Source organism: bacterium SCSIO 12696, assembly GCA_024397955.1.
GTDB lineage: Bacteria > Pseudomonadota > Gammaproteobacteria > Pseudomonadales > Porticoccaceae > SCSIO-12696.
In genome coordinates this window covers 1,656,697-1,676,709 of record CP073744.1, presented here as the reverse complement: position 1 = coordinate 1,676,709, position 20,013 = coordinate 1,656,697, and the positions used below count along the sequence as shown (strand labels likewise).

Below are 20,013 nucleotides of genomic sequence, written 5' to 3'. Positions count from 1 at the left end.
AATGGCGCCAGTTTTTTCGACCGAAACGCCTATGACGGACAACAATCTGCAAAGCGCCATCGCCAGTGCGCTGCAACAGAACTTCTACAAGGAATTGCGCCCCAGTCGGGGGGTGTTCCAGGCAGACGTGTATTTGGTGAATGTGGATGACCAGCTGGCGGTGGTTAAGGATTTCAGTCAGCGCCCCTGGTGGAGCCGGGTGTTGGTATGCCGAGGTTTGATTAAACGCGAAGTGAGTGTGCTGGCCAGTTTTGCCGACAGTGATTTTGTGCCTCAGTACTACGGACCCATCGGTCGCGATATGTTCGCCATGGAGTTTTTGGATGGTGAGCACCCCGGCAAGGAGAATCGCGGCCGTTGGCCTCAAGCCTATTCACAGACTCAACAGTTTTTGGCGTTGTTTCACGAGGCTGGTTACGCGCACAACGACTTCCGCCGCGCTAATATTTTGGTTCAGCCTGGCGGTGAAATGCGTTTCTTTGATTTTGCGTCGGCGATACGTAAGCCCCAATCCTTAAAATGGTTGTTGTTCGTCAAAACCTGGTTGGTGAATTATCTGCAACGCACCGACCGTGCGAGCTTGTTGAAAATGAAGCCGGATCTCGCTGGCGAACCCCTGACTGATAATGAAATTCGCAGCTTGCGCAAACCTTGGTTTGTACGTGTACTTCGTTATATTTGGTCCAATGGGATTAATAAGCCGATTCTGAGGCGGTTTAAGTAGAGAGCCCAAGCCTGCCTGTAATTAATTGTTGTCCAAGTTTGATCGCGCAGGCAGTGGGCCTTTGAGTATATAGTCGGGAGTACAGCCAAATGGTACCAGTCCACATATTCTCAACAGTTCAGGTGTGTTCAGATGAGCGGTGAAATTGATATCAGAGTCGCCCTTCGCGCGTTTAATAAAATTACCACGGATGGTGATCGGATCGATGACAAGTACCATTTAAATGGGCTAACTGCGTATACGGATTTTGATGGCTATACAGTTTCTATACAAAATGATTTTGTCAGCCTGACTGTATTCTTTCACAATAAATTTTCATTCAAGTACACCAACAACAAAGAAAAAATAGCCTTTCTTGAAAAGCTGAATGTGCTGGGTAAAAAATCACAGTAAAGGCTGTTGTGACGATGAGGACACCTTGCAGTGCCCTTTGTTATTTCTGTTTCTGTAACGAGTAGTATTCAGCGAGCTGATCTATTTCTGCGTCGCTAAGCTGCGATGCCTGTGCTGTCATTGCTGCTGCCAGGCCACCTTTTCTTTGACCCGCCCGATAGGCTTTCAAAGCGCTGATCAAGTACTCCTTGTTTTGGCCGCCCAGCTTTGGGTACGACGCTACTATGGGGGCGTTACCCTGAGGCCCATGGCAGGCTTTGCACGTGGCTTCTTTGGCTGGCGGTGGCGTTTCTGCCAGCGCTAATGCTGAGGCAAGCGTGGCTGCAGCAATGAATAGTGGTTTGCTCATGGTGGAAAACTCCAATGGGTTGTTGTGGGTTTTATGCTTCGCGATCAAGTTGCCAAACACAACTGGAACCATGGCCAAGTTCCAGCTCGGCAGCCTGCGCAGAGGCGTGTTCCTCAGCTCGTTTAAAAACGATAACGGTGGTAAATACGCCGGCAATCAGCAGCACATGAGCCAGCCAAACCATGTGGAACTGAAGTATCGAGAGTGCGGAGAGTGAAAACACCATGCTCCACATCCAGCCCAGCACATGCATAAAGTAATGTTGTGACGCCATATCCAGGTGTCTTAGCGGATTTCGGCGACTATTCATAATGGCGTCCCAGACGCCCAAGATGACCTTTCTCATCGTTCAGGCTCCTTTTCATTGGTTTCTACAGGTTCAAAAACAATAATGTATATGTTTTGTTGATAAATATAGATGCATTTTTTGAGTTATGTTGATTTTTGACTAAATAAATCATTACAATAATTAGACAAAGGTTGCGGAGGTATTGTTGTGAAACAGGTAACAATGAGTATTGGTGCTGCAGCGCGGATGACAGGGATAAATCCCCATACGCTGAGAATGTGGGAACGTCGTTATCAGTTGGGTCCAGAAAGGCGCAGTGCTGGCGGGCAAAGGGCGTACACCGCAACCGATATTGATCATTTGCGTTTGATTAAAAAGTTAGTTGATCAAGGCATGAGGATCAAAGACATTGCTCAGCTACCTACAAAAACCCTGACCAGCCTGCTACTTGAATCTGGTGAGCAGCCAACCGTTCAGAGCCAACAGGGTGAGCCAGTGTCGGCTTTGGTGGTCGGCACTGCACTTGGCCGTTACTTTAAACGCCATATCAAGCGCTACCCGAGGCTGTCTATTGAATTCTCTGACTATGATGCGGAGGTATGGCTGAATAGTGCACAAGGGTGCGATCAACAACTGTTGGTCTTGCAGCAGCAGTCACTCAACAACAAGCATCTGGATGCCTTGCTAAGAGTCAGTGAGCAGAAAGTGCACATTATTTTGTTCTACCTGTACGCCCGCGAAGACATTGTTGAGCAGCTGAATGCCCAAGGTATCACTCTGATCAAAGGAAATATCGACACTGACAGTGTCGATGAAGCGGTCAACAAAGTGATCAGGCTCGCTTCGAATCTTTCGGCTTTGGATCAAAGTGGTCAAAAGTTTGATATCTCCCTACCCGGGAGCCAGCCGCGACAATTTGATGAAGCCGCACTGGTGGAAGCCGAAGCATTGGCCAACAAGTTGAATTGTGACTGCCCCTCGCACCTGGTTGATTTAATTCGCCGGCTCAATGCGTTCGAGGAATACAGCCAAACCTGTGGTGCTGAAAACTGGAAACAGGCAGCGGTTCATGCCTGTGTTTATTCTTATACGAACCAGGCCAGGTATATTGTCGAAAAAGCACTGCGTGCTGTATTGGACGAGTAGATAAGTCTACTGTCCATAAACGAAGCGCCTTCTTGTGTTATCGACAGGACAAATTAGCAGCCCGAGGTAACCGTAGCGATTTCTGGAGGAGTGGCTTCTACGACGTATGACTCAAAAGATACATAGCAATTGGTGGCAATGATTTGTGCGGCATTTGCACCACTTGCCAATACGTCTGTGGAAGTAACATACAGCTCGCGGGTCAGGCCTCCTGTACTACTGGTGCCTGCAAAAACTGTACTAAAAGTCAGCCCTGATAAATCGCTATCCAGCGCTTCAAGGATTTCAGGAATGTTGTCTGAATCACCAAAAGACACGCCAATAGGATAGCCTTGGTCAAAAAAAATCCCATCCGCTGAAACGAATCCATTTTGCAGGCCGCCATTACTGGCATTTACGAGGGCTAGAGAGTGCTGAAGCGTGGTTGCTGAGCGTAACGTGCCGGCCAGGTTTTCTATGACCGCTGCATTGGCGCTAGAACTCAAATTGATAAAACGTGGCACAGCTACTGCCGCAAGGATACCCAGCAACACAATAACAACGATGAGCTCGGTTAGCGTAAATCCTTCATGCCTTTTTATGGTTTTCATACTGCCTACCGTCCATGTTCATGCAATGTTCAATCATACTAACCGCCTATGCTGAAAAAGCAATTGGTTCTGAACGTATCATGGTTGTGTGAAAACGGTACCTCAGGGTGCTCTAAGTAACCGCACTTCATCGACAAACAAGTCTAACGCTGTCTCTCACTCCCCTGTATAATCCGCGCCTTTTGCATACTCTGCCCCGGAGCACCCATGAGCCACGCCAGTATTGAACAGCTGCGCAATATCGCCATCATCGCCCACGTTGACCACGGCAAAACGACCTTGGTAGATAAGCTGCTGCAGCAGTCCGGCACCCTGGATCGCAAAGATCAGGGCGCCGAGCGCATTATGGACTCCAACGATCAGGAGAAAGAGCGTGGTATCACCATTCTGGCGAAGAACACCGCCATTGAGTGGAACGGCTACCACATCAATATTGTGGACACACCGGGGCACGCCGACTTTGGCGGTGAGGTGGAGCGGGTGCTGTCCATGGTGGATTGTGTGCTGCTGCTGGTGGACGCGGTGGATGGCCCCATGCCGCAAACTCGTTTTGTGACCTCCAAGGCGTTTGAAAAAGGCCTTAACCCCATTGTGGTGATTAACAAGGTAGATCGCCCCGGCGCTCGCCCGGACTGGGTGTTGGACCAGGTATTCGACCTGTTTGACCGCCTGGGTGCCACCGAAGAACAGCTGGACTTCCCGGTAATTTACGCCTCTGCCTTGAATGGCGTTGCTGGCCTGGAAGCGGACGAATTGGCGGAAGATATGACACCGCTGTTCGAGCAGATTGTCGAACAGGTGCAGCCGCCGAAAGTGGATGTGGAAGCCCCCCTGCAGATGCAAATTTCCGCGCTTGACTACAACAGCTATGTGGGCGTGATCGGCATTGGCCGCATTACTCGTGGCACTCTGTCGCCCAACGATCAGGTGATGGTGGTGGGTGCCGATGGCAAGCAGCGCAAAGCCAAGGTGTTGCAGGTGATGGGGCATCTGGGTCTTGAGCGGGTAGAGGTAAAACAAGCCTCTGCCGGTGATATTGTCTGCATTACCGGCATTGATGGCCTCAATATTTCCGATACCTTGTGTGACTTGGCTAACCCCGAGGCGCTGCCGCCCCTGTCGGTGGACGAGCCCACCGTAAGTATGACCTTCCAGGTCAACGATTCGCCGTTTGCGGGCAAAGAGGGCAAGTTTGTCACTTCTCGCAACATCAAAGAGCGTTTGGAGCAAGAGCTGATTCACAATGTGGCGCTGAGAGTAGAGCCCGGCGATAGCCCGGACAAATTCAGGGTTTCTGGCCGCGGTGAGCTACACCTGTCGGTGCTGATTGAAACCATGCGCCGGGAAGGCTTTGAGTTAGGCGTTTCCCGCCCGGAAGTAGTGCAGAAGCAAGTCGGCGACGAAATCCACGAGCCCTTTGAACAAGTGGTGATCGACGTTGAAGACCAGCATCAGGGGTCGGTGATGGAAGAGTTGGGCCTGCGCAAGGCGGAACTCACCAATATGGAGCCGGACGGCAAAGGTCGGGTAAAGCTGGAATTTATTGTGCCTTCCCGTGGCCTGATCGGTTTCCGTGGTTTGTTCCTGACCCTGACGTCCGGCAGCGGCATTATGACCAGCATTTTTGATCACTACGGCCCGGTTAAAGCCGGTGAAGTGGTCAGCCGCCAGAACGGCGTGCTCTGCTCCATGGTGAATGGCAAAACCCTGGCTTACGCGCTGTTTACCCTGCAGGATCGCGGTCGCTTATTTCTGGGCCACGGCGTGGACGTGTACGAAGGCCAGGTGATTGGTATTCACTCCCGCGACAACGACTTGGCGGTGAACCCCACCAAGGGCAAACAGCTGACCAATATTCGCGCTGCGGGTACCGACGAAGCGCTGACACTGACTCCGCCCATTAAGCACACTCTGGAGCAGGCGCTGGAATTTATTGAAGACGATGAGCTGGTGGAAGTCACACCAGAGAGTATTCGGATTCGCAAAAAACTGTTGAAGGAAAACGAGCGCAAGCGCGGGCGGAAATTTTAACTCCGCTTCCGCTCCTGCCATTGCGAGGCCTAATTCGTGGCAATCTGTTGAAATACGCTGTTATGTGAGACAGTAGTGAGAATCGAAGCGCGACAAATCTTCCGCTCAAACGGATTGATTGATGACCTTGTTTTATACGCAAAACCTGAAGATTATCTGCAATTCGCTGGTTTTATTGGTAAGGCTATTAGCTCAAAAAAGCCAGTACTGATGTTATCTGAGTCGAAAATTTCAATTGAAGTTATTTTGGATGAATTAGAAGAGGAGCTTTTTACCTCTCTCCAAAATAGGGCAAATGAATATTTGTCGATGGATGACTGGAATAACCGGGACATCCTAAGAGTTTATGGCAGTAGCCGTTCACTTGCTGGATTGCAAGCATTCCTGGTTGATATTGCTGGGCGAGGAGAAGGTTATAGCTACATGAGTGAATATTCAAAGAGTGATGATTACTCAAAAAGGTCTCCAGAGTGGAGGCTACACGTTGAAAGCACCTAACAATACGCAGTAATCAATCTCTCGTTGATTGCTGAGACAACCAAAGCTTTTCATCTTTAAAGTCCACAATGCTTGGGTTGTGATTGAGAACCCCAACCATTCACCGCATAATATCCCCCCATCACCAGACTCCATAAAAACGAGAACCAGCTATGTCTGAGGGTCGGGAATCCTATCGACAACAAGAGCACCAGCATCAACAGCAGATTCTGAAAGACCTGCGTCGCGAAGAATTACTGCTTAATCTGCCGCTGTGTCTCACCTTTACGGCTTTATTTACCCTGGGCTATGCCGCCTGGTTTTATTTCACCAGCCCCGGTGTTTTTGCCATTGCCCTTACTGCTATTGGTGCCAGCGCAGTGGTGTTGTTGGTGTTATGTCAGTACGTTGGCAAGCGTGCTATCGCCCCTATGCAATGGTTGTTTGCTGTATTGATGTTGGTGACGTGCCAGGCGATTGTTGCATTATGCCCAGTGGGTGAAACCGGTGTTATTGGTGCTTTGGCCATTGTGCCTGCGCTGGTGGTTGTCTGTGGCTACCGGCTGGCTGTCGGCATTTTGGTGCTCAATTTGTTGCTGTTAATTGGGTTGTTTGATGGTTGGCTGCAATGGCAGGTTTCCAGCTACAGCAGCGACATGGAGAATGGCATTGTTGTTGGTTACAGTGCCATGGCTCTGTTTCTGTTGGTGGTGGATTTTTATCGGGAGCGCAGTCAAGCACGCATGGTTGGTGTGAGCGAGCAATTTAGCCGTACCGCTACCCAGGATGAACTCAGCGGTTTGCCTAACCGCCGGGAAATGGAGCGGCTGCTGGGCGGCAGTATCAATCGCTACCACCTCAGTGGGGATGTGTTTTCGATAGTGATTTGCGATATCGATGGCTTTAAGCAATTTAATGACACGTTTGGCCACCAGTTTGGCGATCGTATGGTGCAAGCAGTCAGCGGGGCATTGCAGCGTGGGCTGCGTTCCGACGATGTGGTGGCGCGCTGGGGCAGTGATGAATTTCTGGTGCTGCTCAGTGGCCAGAAAATTGAAGCCGCTCATCAGGTTGCAGAACGCTTGCGGCGCAATGTGTCCGCTCTTCAGCTGGAAGTATCCGGCGAAATTCAGAACGTTACCATGAGCTTTGGCTTGGCCTGCATGAAGGGCCATGAAGGAATTGATGATCTGGTGTCTACCGCCGATCGTGGGCTTTATCAGGCCAAGCAGATGGGACGGGATATGGTAGTCGCGGGTTAGCACACCTGGCGCATTGATCTTTTGCTGTCATGCGGCGTTGTGCCACCGCCTGCGTTGCTCACGTATTTCAATACGCTGCGCTACTCGTCGGCAACACGCCTTGCCTGACAACAAAATCTCAACGCGCCAGACGCACTAACGAGTCAATCTCAGCTATATTCATTACGCTCAGAATGACAGCTAACCACCGCTCTGTCTGCAACTCTTAGTTGCCATTTATTTTCTTGCCATCTCCGCACATTCCTTATGCCGAAAACATCCCACAACATGATCATTTACCATCCCCGTTGCCTGCATATGGGCGTAGCAGATGGTGGTGCCAAAGAAGCGGAAGCCACGCTTTTTCATATCCTTGCTGATGGTGTCGGAAAGGGGGGTTGAAGCGGGTACTTCTGCCAGGCTTTCCCAGCAGTTCTGGATCGGTTTTCCATCTACGAAGCCCCAAATATAGTTGCTGAAACTGCCAAATTCTTTTTGCACGTCGAGGAAGCATTTGGCATTGCTGATGGCGCTTTCGATTTTCAGGCGGTTGCGCACAATGCCCGCATCCTGCATCAGTCGTTCTACGCTGCGACTGTTAAAACGCGCTACCTTGGCAGCGTCAAAATCCGCGAAGGCTTTTCGGTAGTTTTCTCGCTTTTTCAAAATGGTGATCCACGACAGGCCGGCTTGTGCGCTTTCCAGAATCAAAAACTCAAACAGTACCTGGTCGTTGTAGCAGGGCACGCCCCATTCGGTGTCGTGGTAATTTTGGTACAGCTCGCTATCACCACACCATTCACAGCGAGTTCTTGAGTTGTTTTTCATCGGCTTTTTCCATGGTGTCCAGGTAGTGTTTCAGGGATTTTTCTGGGCCGGTTTCAAATGGCTGTTGTTCGTTAGTCAGTTGTTGGATTCGGTCCAGACGAAAAGTTCGGTAGTCGTTACGAAGCTCGCACCAAGCCACTAAGGTCCACACTCTTCCCCAATATATTAACCCCAGTGGTTGCACGGTGCGTTTGGAACGTTTGCCGTCGGCCCGGCAGTATTGAATACGCACGCTGCAACGATTTTTGATGGCACTGCGAATGTCGTCACTGTATGCCACCAAGCCCGGGTCGATATGGCAATCTGGCACCAGTAGCGCCAGTTGCTCATCCCGGTGTCGTAGATTGTCTGGCAGTGCCGCGAGAATCTTTTGCATGGCAGTATCCGCCGCTGATGCCAGTTGCCGATCGCTCCAGGCTTGAACCATGCGAGTGCCCAACAGCAAGGCTTCCACTTCGTCGGTACTGAACATCAGCGGTGGCAAGTCGAAGTGGCGGTTCAGCCGGTAGCCAACACCCGCTTCTCCTTCAATGGGGGTGCCGCAACAAATAAGCGATTGTATATCCCGGTAGATGGTGCGCTCGGATACTTCCAGGGTCTCCGCCAATTGCCGCGCAGTAATCGCTGTACGGCGATTGCGCAGTAGGGTCAGTATCTGAAAGAGGCGGTCAGCGCGGCGCATGCTTAATGCCGCTTTTTATCGCGCCTTCTATAGCACTACGCAATTCCCGTTTGCGTACTTCGCCAATATCGTTCCAGTGTTTGTCCAATAATGCACCTTCGAATGAATAGAGGTAGTAACAGACTGGCAAGCGCATGGATGGGTATTTTTGAGCGATCAAGCGGTGTGCGTTCACCGCTCCGTGAAAACGCAGGTCGTGCTCACTGAAAATGCCCACCTCGTTCAGGCGGGCGGCGATGGTGGGGCCAATATTTTTCAGCTTCGTTAGAGCGCGATCCTGATTTTTCATAGGGTTACTGAGGCGCATATTGGGCAAACACCTCTGCTCCGGTCATCTCTTTGGTGTTATTGGCAAAGCAGTAGTAATCCGGTTTTTCATCAATAAATATCTGTTGATGAAAGCTCAATGTGTCGGGCAACTCGAACAATCCCGCCGGCATAATGTACTGGTTGTTGTGCTTCAGACGATAAAACAGATGAGTGCCACAGCTCTTGCAAAAGCCGCGTTCGGCCCAATCGGACGAACTGTATGTGGTGATATGCTGCTCGCCAGACAGGGCGACATCTTGCTGGCAATTTATTGCCAACAGCGGCCCGCCGCCCCAGCGCCGACACATACTGCAATGGCAGGCTTCCATCTGGGTATCCAGGGTGTTGGCTTCAACTTGTACAGAGCCACACAGGCATTGCCCTTTGGCAGAAATCGTCGTACTCATTGCGGTCTCCTTAATCCGTTTTTAGACGTTGTGTAACAGAATTGCCTGACAGCATAGTGTCAGCAAGCTGTTGTGTCATGGCAACAGGCAGGCTATCCATGTCTACCTGTTGGGCCTGGATGATTGTTACCCTGAGCAGCTGGTGGTTTCGATTTGTGTATGACGAGTTTGCAGGCTGCTCTCTTCTATTAACGCCATAAACTGTTGGCATTGTGGTGCTTGCGCAAATGCCTGGTGGACTTGCTGGTAGGCTTCGGCACTTTCCCAGTAGCCAGTATCAACCCAAAGGCCGCTGTCGTTCTCGCGGCTTACCGAACGATACAAAAAACCTGGTTGCTGCCTCAGAAATTCCTCCGCTTGCTGGCTGGCGTGAATAAATTGCTCGTCGCTGGCTCCGTTGGCCAGTTTAAAAAAGTAGAGGTTCATAACCTGTTTGCTCACAATGCGACTCCTGAGGTGAATGATTGAAGAGTCGGTATTATTGGCCAGCGCTACTGACAGCGTACTGTCAGTAGAGTTAGTCTAGACTTAAAGTAATATCATTGCGGGAACAGGTATGCGCAGCTTTTACCCCAATATCAAACCCTACAAAACCCATCAGCTGGATGTGCGGTCACCTCATCGGATTTACGTTGAGGAGTGTGGCAGCCCGGATGGTATTCCGGTGCTGTTTGTACACGGTGGCCCAGGGGGTGGCTGCAGCAAGCAGGATCGGAGTTTTTTTGATCCGGAAAAATACCGCATTATTTTGTTTGACCAGCGTGGTTGCGGGCGTTCGACCCCTCATGCGTCCCTAGAAGATAACAACAGTCAGGCGTTGGTGGCGGATATGGAAGTGATTCGCCAATCCCTGGGTGTGGAAAAGTGGCTACTGTTTGGCGGTTCATGGGGGTCGACTCTGAGCCTGCTGTATGCGCAGGCTCATCCGCACAGAGTGTCCGGATTGATATTGCGCGGTATCTTCCTGTGTCGGGGCCGGGACATAAACTGGTTTTATCAAACAGGGGCTGACCATGTGTTTCCCGACTACTGGCGGGATTATATGGCGCCAATTCCAGAAGCAGAGCGAGATGATATGGTCGCCGCCTATCACCGTCGCCTGACTGGTGATAATGAGCTCGAGCGCATGAGCGCTGCGAAGGCATGGTCGATTTGGGAAGGGCGCTGTGCTTCTCTGCACCCAAGCCCAAAAATTATTGAGCACGTGGCCAATCCCCATGTGGCACTGGCTATTGCCCGGGTAGAGTGCCACTATTTTTACAACAAGGCCTTCCTGGCAGAGAATCAGTTGCTGGCTAATGCCAATAAACTTAAAGGCATTCCCGGTATTATTGTCCACGGTCGTTACGATATGGTATGCCCGGTGGATCAGGCGTTTGCCCTGCACCGGGTGTGGCCAGAAGCTCGATTGGAAATTATCCGCGATGCCGGCCATGCCTCATCGGAGCCGGGTACCTTAGATGCGTTGGTCAAAGCCACGGATGAGATGGCGAATAAACTGGGTGATTTGGCGTAACGTTATCTATCCCGTCATTTCAGTGGCGTTATTTCTAGGGGATCAATTTGTTAGGTTTAATCCAGCGGGTTACCCGCGCAGATGTGGTGGTGGCAGGGCAAACCGTCGGTGAAATTGGTTGTGGAATATTGTTATTGCTTGGCATCCAAAAAGGCGATAACCAGGCCAATGCCGACAAACTGATTCACAAAGTGCTCAACTACCGCATCTTTTCGGACGACGAAGGCAAAATGAACCGCAGCGTTGTCGATATTGGCGGCGGTGTATTGGTAATTTCTCAATTCACTCTGGCAGCGGATACCCAGAAAGGTTTGCGCCCCAGCTTTTCCTCCGCGGCACCACCGGCAGAAGCAGAACAGCTATACGATTATTTTGTGCAACAGATAAGTGGCCAACATAATCCTGTTGCTACCGGGGAGTTTGGTGGTGATATGCAAGTATCGTTGTGCAACGATGGGCCGGTGACTTTTGTACTTTCTGTGTAAATTTATAAGGATAACCTTTTGAGTATTGGTAAATTTTCCAGGCTATTTCTGGCCTCTATATTTCTGACTCTATCTGCTTGTACTGGTTTTATGGACTACCCATCTGCGGTTTTTACTGTGGCTGATGACAAGTTAGTACTCAATGGAATCATTGACGATACTACCCCTGACGCGTTCCGCAATGCACTGTCAGAAAGCCCAAACGTGACTGCATTAGTTTTGCGTTTTGTGCCCGGTTCGATCGATGATGAAAGCAACTTGGCGGTGGCGCGCGCTGTCAGAAATGCAGGGCTAACCACTGAGGTTCCTTCCGGAGGTATAGTCGTATCAGGAGGCACTGATCTCTTTTTGGCTGGCAAGCAACGTCGTTTAGGGCAAGGGAGCTGTGTTGGTGTACACACCTGGGCAGAAGGGCTGAGTGGAAAAGCTGGTGCTGAATACCCGCGCACTTCTTCTGAGCATCAACCTTACCTGGACTACTATCGGGATATGGCAATTGATACAGAGTTTTACTGGTTTACTCTGGATGCCGCAGGTCCTGAAGAGACTCACTGGATGAGCCGTACAGAAGTCGACCGGTTTGGTATGGATACGCTGGGGACCGGTAGAGAAGCTCCGCTTTCGTCGGTAGATGACTGCGAATCACGTTTTAGTGAGCTTTGGCTAGAGCTGAATAGTGAGGGCTAGCCCAAAAACTTGGTGCTCTGGTACAAGGTGGCTTGAGCTGGGCCACCTTGTACCAAGAATTTAAACGTCACCTAAACCTTAAACCGCTTCTTCAATTTCCTTTCCACCAACACCTTTTTCAACGTGGCGTATTGCGGAATGCCATTTTTGTAGGGCGGGTAGTCTTCCCCTTGAATCAAGGGTTGCAAGTAGGCACGGCCCGCTTCTGTAACGCCAAAACCGTCGCGGGTAATGTAGCTGCGGGGCATCATTTTTTCCACATTGGCCACTTTGTCCAGTGGCGCTTCGCCAATGCTCCAGCTGTATTTTTTGCCTTTGCCGCGTTCGATGGTCACCATCACCGCATTTTGACCGGCTTCGGCCAGCTCTACTGCACGGTGGCCTACAGCGTAGGCCTGCTCTACGTCGGTAGCGGAGGCGATGTGGCGGCCCGCCCGTTGCAGGTAGTCTGCCAGTGCCCAGTGGTATTTGTAGCCCAGTTCTTCCTTGACCATATTGGCGAGGGTGGGGGCGACGCCGCCCAGTTGTTTGTGGCCAAAAGCATCGGTGGTGCCCGCATCCGCCAAGAAAGTGCCGTCTTTGTATTGAACGCCTTCAGAGGCAACAATCACGCAGTAGCCATTTTTCTTTACGTTCTGTTTTACCTTGCGCAAAAACTTCTCTTTGTTAAAGGCAATTTCCGGGAACAGGATAATGTGTGGGGCGTCGTCTTCTTGCTCTTTGGCCAGAGCTCCGGCGGCGGCAATCCAACCCGCATGGCGGCCCATTACCTCGAGAATAAATACTTTGGTGGAAGACTCGCACATGGATGCCACATCCATGCTCGCCTCTTTGGTGGATACGGCAACGTATTTGGCTACGGAGCCAAAGCCTGGGCAGCAATCGGTGAACGGCAAATCGTTGTCTACCGTTTTGGGTACGTGAATGGCCTGAATCGGGTAGCCCATTTTTTCAGAAAGCTGGGAAATCTTTAGGCAGGTATCGGCGGAATCGCCGCCGCCGTTGTAAAAGAAATAGCCGATATTGTGAGCTTTAAACACTTCGATCAAGCGTTCGTATTCGGCGCGGTTTTCTTCCAGGCTTTTCAATTTGTAGCGGCAAGAACCAAAAGCACCAGACGGTGTGTGCTTGAGGGCGCTAATGGTGCTGCGGGTTTCTTTGCTAGCGTCGATCAGTTCTTCCCGTAGCGCGCCAATAATGCCGTTGTTGCCGGCGTACACTTTGCCAATTTTTTTGCTGGCACGAGCCGCTTCAATCACGCCGCAGGCGGATGCGTTAATAACGGCGGTGACACCGCCGGACTGGGCGTAAAAAGCGTTCTTTTTGGCCATGGGGGTTCCCGAAAATGGTGGATTGCAGATGGGCGCAGATGATACCGGAATCGGCTACGAGCATCTAGCTGCGTGCTACGAGCAGATCGAGCGAGGCTGTCATTCTGAGCGCAGCGAAGAATCCCTTTGCATAGTGAAAGTATGAGATTTTTCGCTGCGCTCAAGATGACAGGTGGCACGAACTGCTCGCTGCCCGAAGCCCGTTGCCCGCAGCTAATCCCGAGTGCGATAATCTCGCCATCAAAAAAATGACTTAATCGGACAACAATGCATATTCATATCCTCGGTATCTGCGGCACCTTTATGGGCAGTCTGGCGCAACTAGCGGTGGCCAGCGGTCATCGGGTGAGCGGCTGCGATGCCAATGTCTACCCGCCTATGAGCACTCAATTGGAGCAGGCGGGTATCGATATTATTCAGGGTTACGATCCGGCCCAGCTGGAACCGGCACCAGATCTGGTGGTGATCGGTAACGCTATGTCTCGTGGTAACCCCTGTGTAGAAGCGGTGCTGAATAAAGGCATTCCCTATACTTCTGGTCCACAGTGGTTGGGGGATGTGTTTTTAAAAGATAAATGGGTGCTGGCGATATCCGGTACTCATGGCAAAACCACTACCAGTACCATGCTGGCGTGGATACTCGAGTACGCTGGATACCAGCCTGGTTTTTTGATTGGCGGTGTGCCGCAAAATTTTGGTGTGTCGGCGCGGCTGGGTGAATCGCCATTTTTTGTGGTCGAGGCCGATGAGTACGACAGCGTCTTTTTCGATAAGCGCTCCAAGTTTGTGCACTACCGTCCGCGCACGTTGATTATGAACAACCTGGAATTTGATCACGCGGATATTTTTGCGGATCTGGCGGCTATCCAAACCCAGTTCCACCACCTGGTGAGAACGGTGCCGGGTATCGGCAAAATCATTGCCCCTGCGGAAGATAAAAACCTGATTCAAGTATTGGATAAAGGCTGCTGGTCTGAGTTGGAGAAAACTGGCCACGAGCAAGACTGGCAGGCGCAACTAATGGCTGGTGATGGCAGCCATTTTCAGGTGTTAATGACCGCTGAGCCACAGGGCGAAGTGCGCTGGAATATGACCGGGCAGCACAATGTAGATAACGGTTTGATGGCCATTGCCGCAGCACGCCATGTGGGAGTGGAGCCGGCAGTTGCCTGTGAAGCGCTGTGCGCCTTCGAAGGCATCAAACGGCGTATGGAATTGCTGGCGGAGCACAACGGTGTGTGTGTCTACGACGACTTTGCTCACCACCCCACCGCCATTGCTACCACTCTGCACGGTTTGCGCGAAAAGGTTCGCGACGAAAAAATTATTGCAGTGATTGAGCCCCGCTCAAACACCATGAAAATGGGCCACCACAAAAGCGAACTGGCTCAATCTACGGCGCTGGCTGATCAGGTACTGTGGTTTTGCTCAGAGGGTATGGAGTGGTTGGATGATGTAGCGGCCAGCAGTTCTGTCCCCGCGGTCACCGAAACCGACTTGCAGGCGCTGGTAACGCAAACCGTTGCTGCTGCGAAAGAGGGTGGCCATATTGTTGTAATGAGCAATGGCGGCTTTGGCGGTTTCCATCAAAAACTGATTAGTACACTGAAAGAGGCGTAGCGCATGTCCGATTTCCACAAAACCGTCACCCTGGCCATGACCGGTGCGTCTGGGGCTCAGTACGGCTTACGCTTGTTGGAATGTCTGCTGGATGCGGGTGTGCAGGTTTACTTTTTGATTTCCGATGCCGCCCATATCGTAGTGGAAGCTGAGACCGAGCTGGAACTCCCCAGAGACGAAGACGAGCTGGAAATGTTTCTTTGCAACCACTTCGACACCGAAGCGGGGCAGCTACGCGTGTTTGGCAAGCGCGATTGGTTTTCTCCGGTGGCCTCTGGTTCCGCATCACCCACCGCTACGGTGATCTGCCCCGCCAGCGGTGGCACCATCTCCGCCATTGCCAGCGGTGCCAGCAACAACCTGGTGGAGCGGGCTGCTGACGTGGCCATTAAAGAAAAACGTCAATTGATCCTGGTACCACGTGAAATGCCGTACTCCGCCATTCATCTCGACAATATGCGAGCCTTGGCCCATTTGGGCGTCACCATCATGCCCGCCAGCCCCGGCTTTTATCAGCGCCCGCAGTCAGTGGAGGATATGGTGGATTTTGTGGTGGCGCGGATACTGGATCACTTGGGCGTCGAGCAAGATTTGGTGTCGCGGTGGGGGGAGTGACGGTAGTCTCGTCATTGCGAGGAGTCCGCAGGTCGACGCGGCAACCTAGTGGCTTTAACTCTGCCGGTGTTTTCTAAGTGAATTTTTATTTCAGGTTTCGCCTGCTGGCGAGTGACTTTTCTTTGCCCGTGCAAAGAATAAGTAACCAAAAGAAACACGCCCCCGTTCCGTAGGCCCTTCGGGCTCCCCTCGCTCCGCACAATTGCCACGGGCCGGTCTTACTCGCATCCTTGCTCGATCGACCTAACGCGCACATCCGTGTGCGCGTTTCCCTACCAATTGCGCTGCGCTCGGCAACTCCAAAGGGGAAAGTTCACACGGAATTTACTACGGAGTAAACCTATTTCCCTTCGCACTTGCTGAGTGACGTAGGTGACATAGGGTGAAACGGACAGGACGTCCGTTTCAGTGCAGCGGGTACAGGAAGTACCCTCTGCGCGACCCTGCCATGGCATTGGAGAAACGAGGGTACCCCAGAGGGGCAAGGGCGCTGGGGCGTGCTTTCTTTACTTATCTTTCTTTGCACGAGCAAAGAAAGTCAGTCGCCCAGCAGGGCGAAACCTGCAATCAGAAATTACTCAAAAGCAACAACGGGGTAGGGGGTTATTCCCCCCGCCCCAGTGGCTTAATCAGTAGTATCAATCTCGGCAACAACGTCAACGACCCCATCAAAGCCACAATCATCGCGCCAGCAGTCAATACACCGAAATACACCGAGGGAATAAAGTTCGACAGAGCCAGAATTGAGAAACCAATAATGATGGTAATGGCGGTGTAGTAGAGTGCTTGGCCGATGCTGCCGTGGGAGCGGTGCATGGCGGCAACGTAGTTGCGGTCGATGGCAAATTCCCGGCGATAGCGGGTGATGTAGTGAATGGCGTGGTCCACCCCGATACCCACGGTAATGGCGGCGATGGTGATGTTCATCATATCCAGGGGGATGCCCGCCAGGCCCATACCGCCAAGCACGGCAGTGGCTGCCAGCATATTAGGAATAATGGCAATCACCGAGAATCGCAGAGACCGGAACAACACCAGGAACATGGCCATAATGCCCAGGAACACCGCGCCGAGAGTGACAATCTGAGAATAGAACAAGCTTTGCAGCATGTTGTTATACAGCACCAGTAGGCCCGAAAGGCGGAATTTGTCTGGCGCGATGCCGACTTCATTGACGATGTAATCGCGCACCTGAGCCAGCAGTTCAGAGCGGCGCAGGTCACCTTCGGTCTCTTTGGTGCGCAGGGTGATACGCGCCTGGTTGAGTTCGTCGTCGATGTAGGGGTCGATAATAATGCCAGCCACTTCTGGCGACAGTTGCTGGCGCATAAACGCCAGTTCGAAGTCGTCCAGACGGTGGTTCATCAACTTGTTGGCGGCTTCAAAACCGTTAACCAGGGAGCTGACTTTGCCCACTTCCGGCAGAGATTCCAGGTGGTAGTGAAGCTTTTCCAAGGGCTCCAGGCCGGCATTGGTGAACCAGTAGCTGTTGGTGGCCGCCGTGCCGCTGTCCTCGCCAAACGGGTCATCTTCGGCGAATGGATCTTCGTCGCCAAACGGATCTTCACCGCTTTCGGCAAACTCGTCGTCATCGGCAAATGGATCTTCCTCACCTTCTTCCAGGCCGGTTTCCTGACTTTGTTCCGGCATGTCGATAATAATATCCAGAGGTGTGGTACCGCCGAGGCGGGCGTCAATCACCGACAGGCCCTGATAAATTTCTGTGTCTTCCTTGAAGTAATCGATAAAGCGGTTGTCTACCTGAAGTTGGGTAATACCCCAGCCGCCGGCAACCGCAACCACCAGTGCTGTGGCCCAAATAGCCGCCTGGCGCTTTTCGGTAAAACGGGAAAAGTGCAGGGTGAAGGCCCCAGAGCGATCGTTGCCCTGTTTTTCATTGGCCCGCTTACCGAGCATCATACTGGCGGGGATGACCAGGAAGGCCAGCACCAGTGCCACAGAAATGCCAATGGTCATCATCCAGCCGAAGTCGATGACCGGGCGAATGTCGCTCACCACCAGTGATGCGAAGGCTACTATTGTGGTCAGCACTGTGTACAGACAGGGACGTGCCATGGAGATAACGGTTTGACGAACCAGCTGGTATTGGCTGCTTTCCGGTTGGCTGCTGTGCAGCTCCCGGTAGCGGACAATCAAATGGATGGTTAACGCCAGAGTGATAATCAACAGCAAAGCGATAAAGTTTGATGAAATAACCGTCAGTCGCCAGTCCACCCAGCTGAGGAAACCCAGCATCATCACCACCGCTAACACGCAGGTAATCAGTGGCATAACGACCCAGCGCAGCTGGCGGAATATCACCGCCAGGGTCAGAATGATGAACAGCAAGATGCTGATGCCGAATACCTTCAAGTCGCTGCGGATAAAATCCACCATATCCGCCGTGACCATGCTGGGGCCACCCAGAAACAGCTCGGCGTGTTGCTTGAATGGCTCTATCAGGGCGCGGGCGCTTTCGACCCGCTGGCGATCTTTCTCGGTACGCAAGGTGTGGTAGTCGCGAAATTCTTTACTGATGCGGGCCAGCTCTTCGGTCTCAGCGGGAATCAGGCCAATGCGTTCTTTCTTGAGTTTCAGCTCATCTCTGGCGCGCACCAGCTCAATGTATTTGTGGTCGGTGCCCAAGGTGGCCAATATGGCCGTGGTCTGGCCATCGGGGCTGAGGATCAAGTCCCGGTAAATAGGGCTTTCCAGGAATTCATTTTTGGCCAGCTGACGGTCTACACCTTCGATGCGCAGAGTGCGCGGCTCGTTGCTTAATTGCGATACTGTGATGTTAGGGCTAAACAGCAGTGGCACATCCAGGATAGAGGTAACCGCTTGTACGCCATCCAGAGATTGCAGTTCGGTGCGCAGCTCGTCCAGCACTTTCAGGGAATGATCGGAAAACAGGTCTCCGCTGTGAGGTTTGAATGTCACCAGCAGAAAATCGCCACTGCCGTAGCGCTTGTTGACCTCACGGAAATAATCCAGATCCGTATCGTGTTCCAGGGTCAGGGATTCGGCAGAGGCATCCAGCTTGAAGTTGGGCAGCCCCATGGCCAACCCTACAGTCACCAAAAACACCGCCAGCAGGGTGGCGATAGGGTGGCGTAGAACAATGGATTCGTACCAGTTAAACAACTGTTTTGACATGAAAAGTCCTTGCTGACAAATGCTGCGTCACCATGGCGCAGAAAAAAGCGCGGTATTATGACGGAGAACGCAGCAGCAAGTCATACCCTTTGTGGTAAACAAACGTTAACTGCTTCCCGCTAAATCGATAGAATTTGTTGATATTGCATACCTATAAACTCTAAAAACGGTAACTCGATGACAGATCTGCAAGGTGTTTTGCTGGACACCGATACCTTTGGTACCGACGATTTAGACCTGAACACGATCCATGAGTTGCCCCTTCAGTGGCAAAGTTATGGCAATACCACCCCTGAACAGGTGATTGAACGCCTGGCTGGTGCACACGTCGTGGTTACCAATAAGGTACCGATCAGTGCTGAAGTGCTGGCTGCAATCCCTCAACTCAGGATGATTGTGGTTGCCGCCACTGGCACCAACAATATCGATCTGGTTGCGGCCAAAGCCGCCGGTGTTGTGGTGAGCAATTGTGTGGCCTACGGCAGCAACAGCGTGGCCCAGCACACAGTTGCGTTGATGTTGGCCCTGAGCAGTAGAATCTTCGACTATCACCGGGACGTGATGGCGGGTCGCTGGCAACAAAGCCCCATGTTTTGTCGTCTGGACTATCCCGCTCAGGAACTGTCGGGCAAAACACTGGGTATTGTCGGCTATGGTGAACTGGGCAAGGGAGTCGCCCACATTGCCGAAGCGCTATCCATGGATATACAGGTGGCGGCGCTTCCAGGCCGTGAAGGACCTGGGCGAATACCCTTGCAAGAGTTACTGCCGCAGGTTGATGTATTGAGCTTGCATTGCCCGCTCACCCCCGAGACCCACAACCTGATTGATGCCCCTCAGTTGGCGGCGATGAAATCCACCGCACTGTTGTTGAACGTTGCCCGCGGCGGCATTGTCAATGAACAGGCATTGGCCGATGCATTGCGCACCGGCCAAATTGCCGGTGCGGCTGTGGATGTACTGACGGAGGAGCCTCCGAAAAACGGCAACCCGCTGCTTGCCAATGATTTGCCCAATCTGCTGATAACCCCGCATTGCGCCTGGGGTGGCAGACAGGCCCGACAAACCCTGATTGAGCAGGTCGCGGAAAACATTCGCGGCTTTTTGGCGGGCCAACCCAAACGTCTGGTGGAATAA

General features: G+C 52.0%; 22 protein-coding genes. 12 read left to right on the top strand and 10 right to left on the bottom strand.

Going from position 1 to position 20,013, the window contains the following annotated elements:
* Positions 1–31 precede the first annotated feature (31 nt).
* Complete coding sequence (locus tag KFE80_07685) at positions 32–724, top strand: hypothetical protein (GenBank protein UTW44284.1); 693 nt, start codon at positions 32–34, stop codon at positions 722–724.
* A 132-nt stretch (positions 725–856) separates the two neighbouring features.
* On the top strand, positions 857–1,117 hold the full coding sequence (locus KFE80_07680) for a DUF3081 family protein (protein UTW44283.1): 261 nt from the start codon (positions 857–859) through the stop codon (positions 1,115–1,117).
* 40 nt (positions 1,118–1,157) lie between these two features.
* On the opposite strand, the gene KFE80_07675 is transcribed toward KFE80_07680, so the two are convergent.
* Positions 1,158–1,466, bottom strand: a complete 309-nt coding sequence (locus KFE80_07675) for a c-type cytochrome (GenBank protein ID UTW44282.1) — start codon at positions 1,464–1,466, stop codon at positions 1,158–1,160.
* A gap of 31 nt (positions 1,467–1,497) precedes the next feature.
* A complete protein-coding gene (locus KFE80_07670) occupies positions 1,498–1,812 on the bottom strand; it encodes a hypothetical protein (GenBank protein ID UTW44281.1) in 315 nt (104 codons plus the stop codon).
* A 150-nt stretch (positions 1,813–1,962) separates the two neighbouring features.
* Between KFE80_07670 and KFE80_07665 the strand changes: the two genes are divergently transcribed.
* The gene (locus tag KFE80_07665) at positions 1,963–2,901 is read left to right on the top strand and encodes a MerR family transcriptional regulator (GenBank protein UTW44280.1); all 939 of its coding nucleotides are present in this window, start codon (positions 1,963–1,965) and stop codon (positions 2,899–2,901) included.
* 53 nt (positions 2,902–2,954) lie between these two features.
* Here KFE80_07665 and KFE80_07660 read toward each other — a convergent pair whose 3' ends face one another.
* Positions 2,955–3,491: a type II secretion system protein gene (locus tag KFE80_07660; protein ID UTW44279.1), complete on the bottom strand. Its 537-nt coding sequence runs from the start codon at positions 3,489–3,491 to the stop codon at positions 2,955–2,957.
* Between the two features lie 207 nt (positions 3,492–3,698).
* Here KFE80_07660 and typA point away from each other — a divergent pair, with 207 nt between their 5' ends.
* The 3 genes from typA to KFE80_07645 all read left to right on the top strand — a co-directional run bounded on the left by typA (position 3,699) and on the right by KFE80_07645 (position 7,261).
* Positions 3,699–5,522 (top strand): translational GTPase TypA, encoded by a 1,824-nt coding sequence (gene typA, locus KFE80_07655; protein UTW44278.1) that lies wholly within the window; start codon positions 3,699–3,701, stop codon positions 5,520–5,522.
* Between the two features lie 75 nt (positions 5,523–5,597).
* Entirely contained in the window at positions 5,598–6,020 is a 423-nt protein-coding gene (locus KFE80_07650; protein ID UTW44277.1) for a hypothetical protein, read from the top strand.
* 152 nt (positions 6,021–6,172) lie between these two features.
* Positions 6,173–7,261 (top strand): GGDEF domain-containing protein, encoded by a 1,089-nt coding sequence (locus KFE80_07645; protein ID UTW44276.1) that lies wholly within the window; start codon positions 6,173–6,175, stop codon positions 7,259–7,261.
* 216 nt (positions 7,262–7,477) lie between these two features.
* Here KFE80_07645 and KFE80_07640 read toward each other — a convergent pair whose 3' ends face one another.
* From KFE80_07640 to KFE80_07620, 5 genes are all read right to left on the bottom strand, one after another.
* Positions 7,478–8,068, bottom strand: coding sequence for a DNA-3-methyladenine glycosylase I (locus KFE80_07640; protein UTW44275.1), 591 nt, complete (start codon positions 8,066–8,068; stop codon positions 7,478–7,480).
* Positions 8,040–8,750: a YafY family transcriptional regulator gene (locus tag KFE80_07635; GenBank protein UTW44274.1), complete on the bottom strand. Its 711-nt coding sequence runs from the start codon at positions 8,748–8,750 to the stop codon at positions 8,040–8,042. Before KFE80_07635 ends, KFE80_07640 begins: the two co-directional genes overlap by 29 nt.
* Entirely contained in the window at positions 8,737–9,039 is a 303-nt protein-coding gene (locus tag KFE80_07630) for a TfoX/Sxy family DNA transformation protein (protein ID UTW44273.1), read from the bottom strand. The genes KFE80_07635 and KFE80_07630 overlap by 14 nt, the downstream gene beginning before the upstream one ends.
* A gap of 4 nt (positions 9,040–9,043) precedes the next feature.
* Positions 9,044–9,466, bottom strand: a complete 423-nt coding sequence (locus KFE80_07625; protein UTW44272.1) for a GFA family protein — start codon at positions 9,464–9,466, stop codon at positions 9,044–9,046.
* A 126-nt stretch (positions 9,467–9,592) separates the two neighbouring features.
* On the bottom strand, positions 9,593–9,907 hold the full coding sequence (locus KFE80_07620; GenBank protein ID UTW44271.1) for an antibiotic biosynthesis monooxygenase: 315 nt from the start codon (positions 9,905–9,907) through the stop codon (positions 9,593–9,595).
* Between the two features lie 115 nt (positions 9,908–10,022).
* Here KFE80_07620 and pip point away from each other — a divergent pair, with 115 nt between their 5' ends.
* Genes pip through KFE80_07605 form a run of 3 tightly spaced genes read left to right on the top strand, consistent with a single transcriptional unit; the run spans position 10,023 to position 12,154 of the window.
* Positions 10,023–10,982: a prolyl aminopeptidase gene (gene pip, locus KFE80_07615; GenBank protein ID UTW44270.1), complete on the top strand. Its 960-nt coding sequence runs from the start codon at positions 10,023–10,025 to the stop codon at positions 10,980–10,982.
* A gap of 47 nt (positions 10,983–11,029) precedes the next feature.
* Entirely contained in the window at positions 11,030–11,467 is a 438-nt protein-coding gene (gene dtd / locus KFE80_07610; protein ID UTW44269.1) for a D-tyrosyl-tRNA(Tyr) deacylase, read from the top strand.
* Between the two features lie 18 nt (positions 11,468–11,485).
* Positions 11,486–12,154, top strand: coding sequence for an alpha/beta hydrolase (locus KFE80_07605; GenBank protein UTW44268.1), 669 nt, complete (start codon positions 11,486–11,488; stop codon positions 12,152–12,154).
* Positions 12,155–12,225: 71 nt separating this feature from the next.
* On the opposite strand, the gene KFE80_07600 is transcribed toward KFE80_07605, so the two are convergent.
* Positions 12,226–13,485, bottom strand: coding sequence for a 6-phosphofructokinase (locus tag KFE80_07600; protein ID UTW44267.1), 1,260 nt, complete (start codon positions 13,483–13,485; stop codon positions 12,226–12,228).
* A 267-nt stretch (positions 13,486–13,752) separates the two neighbouring features.
* Between KFE80_07600 and mpl the strand changes: the two genes are divergently transcribed.
* Positions 13,753–15,105 carry a UDP-N-acetylmuramate:L-alanyl-gamma-D-glutamyl-meso-diaminopimelate ligase gene (gene mpl / locus KFE80_07595; GenBank protein UTW44266.1) on the top strand — a complete coding sequence of 451 codons (1,353 nt, stop codon included), beginning with the start codon at positions 13,753–13,755 and terminating at the stop codon, positions 15,103–15,105.
* 3 nt (positions 15,106–15,108) lie between these two features.
* Complete coding sequence (locus KFE80_07590; protein ID UTW44265.1) at positions 15,109–15,720, top strand: UbiX family flavin prenyltransferase; 612 nt, start codon at positions 15,109–15,111, stop codon at positions 15,718–15,720.
* Positions 15,721–16,323: 603 nt separating this feature from the next.
* On the opposite strand, the gene KFE80_07585 is transcribed toward KFE80_07590, so the two are convergent.
* Positions 16,324–18,876, bottom strand: a complete 2,553-nt coding sequence (locus tag KFE80_07585) for an MMPL family transporter (protein ID UTW44264.1) — start codon at positions 18,874–18,876, stop codon at positions 16,324–16,326.
* A 177-nt stretch (positions 18,877–19,053) separates the two neighbouring features.
* Here KFE80_07585 and KFE80_07580 point away from each other — a divergent pair, with 177 nt between their 5' ends.
* Entirely contained in the window at positions 19,054–20,013 is a 960-nt protein-coding gene (locus KFE80_07580; GenBank protein UTW44263.1) for a 2-hydroxyacid dehydrogenase, read from the top strand.

Excerpts from the sequence above, each read along its gene's own strand:
- KFE80_07580 (UTW44263.1), top strand. The coding sequence starts at position 19,054 with ATGACAGATCTGCAAGGTGTTTTGCTGGACACCGATACCTTTGGTACC.
- mpl (UTW44266.1), top strand. The coding sequence starts at position 13,753 with ATGCATATTCATATCCTCGGTATCTGCGGCACCTTTATGGGCAGTCTG.
- KFE80_07600 (UTW44267.1), bottom strand. The coding sequence starts at position 13,485 with ATGGCCAAAAAGAACGCTTTTTACGCCCAGTCCGGCGGTGTCACCGCC.
- KFE80_07625 (UTW44272.1), bottom strand. The coding sequence starts at position 9,466 with ATGAGTACGACGATTTCTGCCAAAGGGCAATGCCTGTGTGGCTCTGTA.
- KFE80_07675 (UTW44282.1), bottom strand. The coding sequence starts at position 1,466 with ATGAGCAAACCACTATTCATTGCTGCAGCCACGCTTGCCTCAGCATTA.
- KFE80_07635 (UTW44274.1), bottom strand. The coding sequence starts at position 8,750 with ATGCGCCGCGCTGACCGCCTCTTTCAGATACTGACCCTACTGCGCAAT.
- KFE80_07680 (UTW44283.1), top strand. The coding sequence starts at position 857 with ATGAGCGGTGAAATTGATATCAGAGTCGCCCTTCGCGCGTTTAATAAA.
- KFE80_07670 (UTW44281.1), bottom strand. The coding sequence starts at position 1,812 with ATGAGAAAGGTCATCTTGGGCGTCTGGGACGCCATTATGAATAGTCGC.
- KFE80_07685 (UTW44284.1), top strand. The coding sequence starts at position 32 with ATGACGGACAACAATCTGCAAAGCGCCATCGCCAGTGCGCTGCAACAG.
- KFE80_07660 (UTW44279.1), bottom strand. The coding sequence starts at position 3,491 with ATGAAAACCATAAAAAGGCATGAAGGATTTACGCTAACCGAGCTCATC.
- KFE80_07640 (UTW44275.1), bottom strand. The coding sequence starts at position 8,068 with ATGAAAAACAACTCAAGAACTCGCTGTGAATGGTGTGGTGATAGCGAG.
- KFE80_07590 (UTW44265.1), top strand. The coding sequence starts at position 15,109 with ATGTCCGATTTCCACAAAACCGTCACCCTGGCCATGACCGGTGCGTCT.
- KFE80_07630 (UTW44273.1), bottom strand. The coding sequence starts at position 9,039 with ATGAAAAATCAGGATCGCGCTCTAACGAAGCTGAAAAATATTGGCCCC.
- KFE80_07645 (UTW44276.1), top strand. The coding sequence starts at position 6,173 with ATGTCTGAGGGTCGGGAATCCTATCGACAACAAGAGCACCAGCATCAA.
- typA (UTW44278.1), top strand. The coding sequence starts at position 3,699 with ATGAGCCACGCCAGTATTGAACAGCTGCGCAATATCGCCATCATCGCC.
- KFE80_07585 (UTW44264.1), bottom strand. The coding sequence starts at position 18,876 with ATGTCAAAACAGTTGTTTAACTGGTACGAATCCATTGTTCTACGCCAC.
- pip (UTW44270.1), top strand. The coding sequence starts at position 10,023 with ATGCGCAGCTTTTACCCCAATATCAAACCCTACAAAACCCATCAGCTG.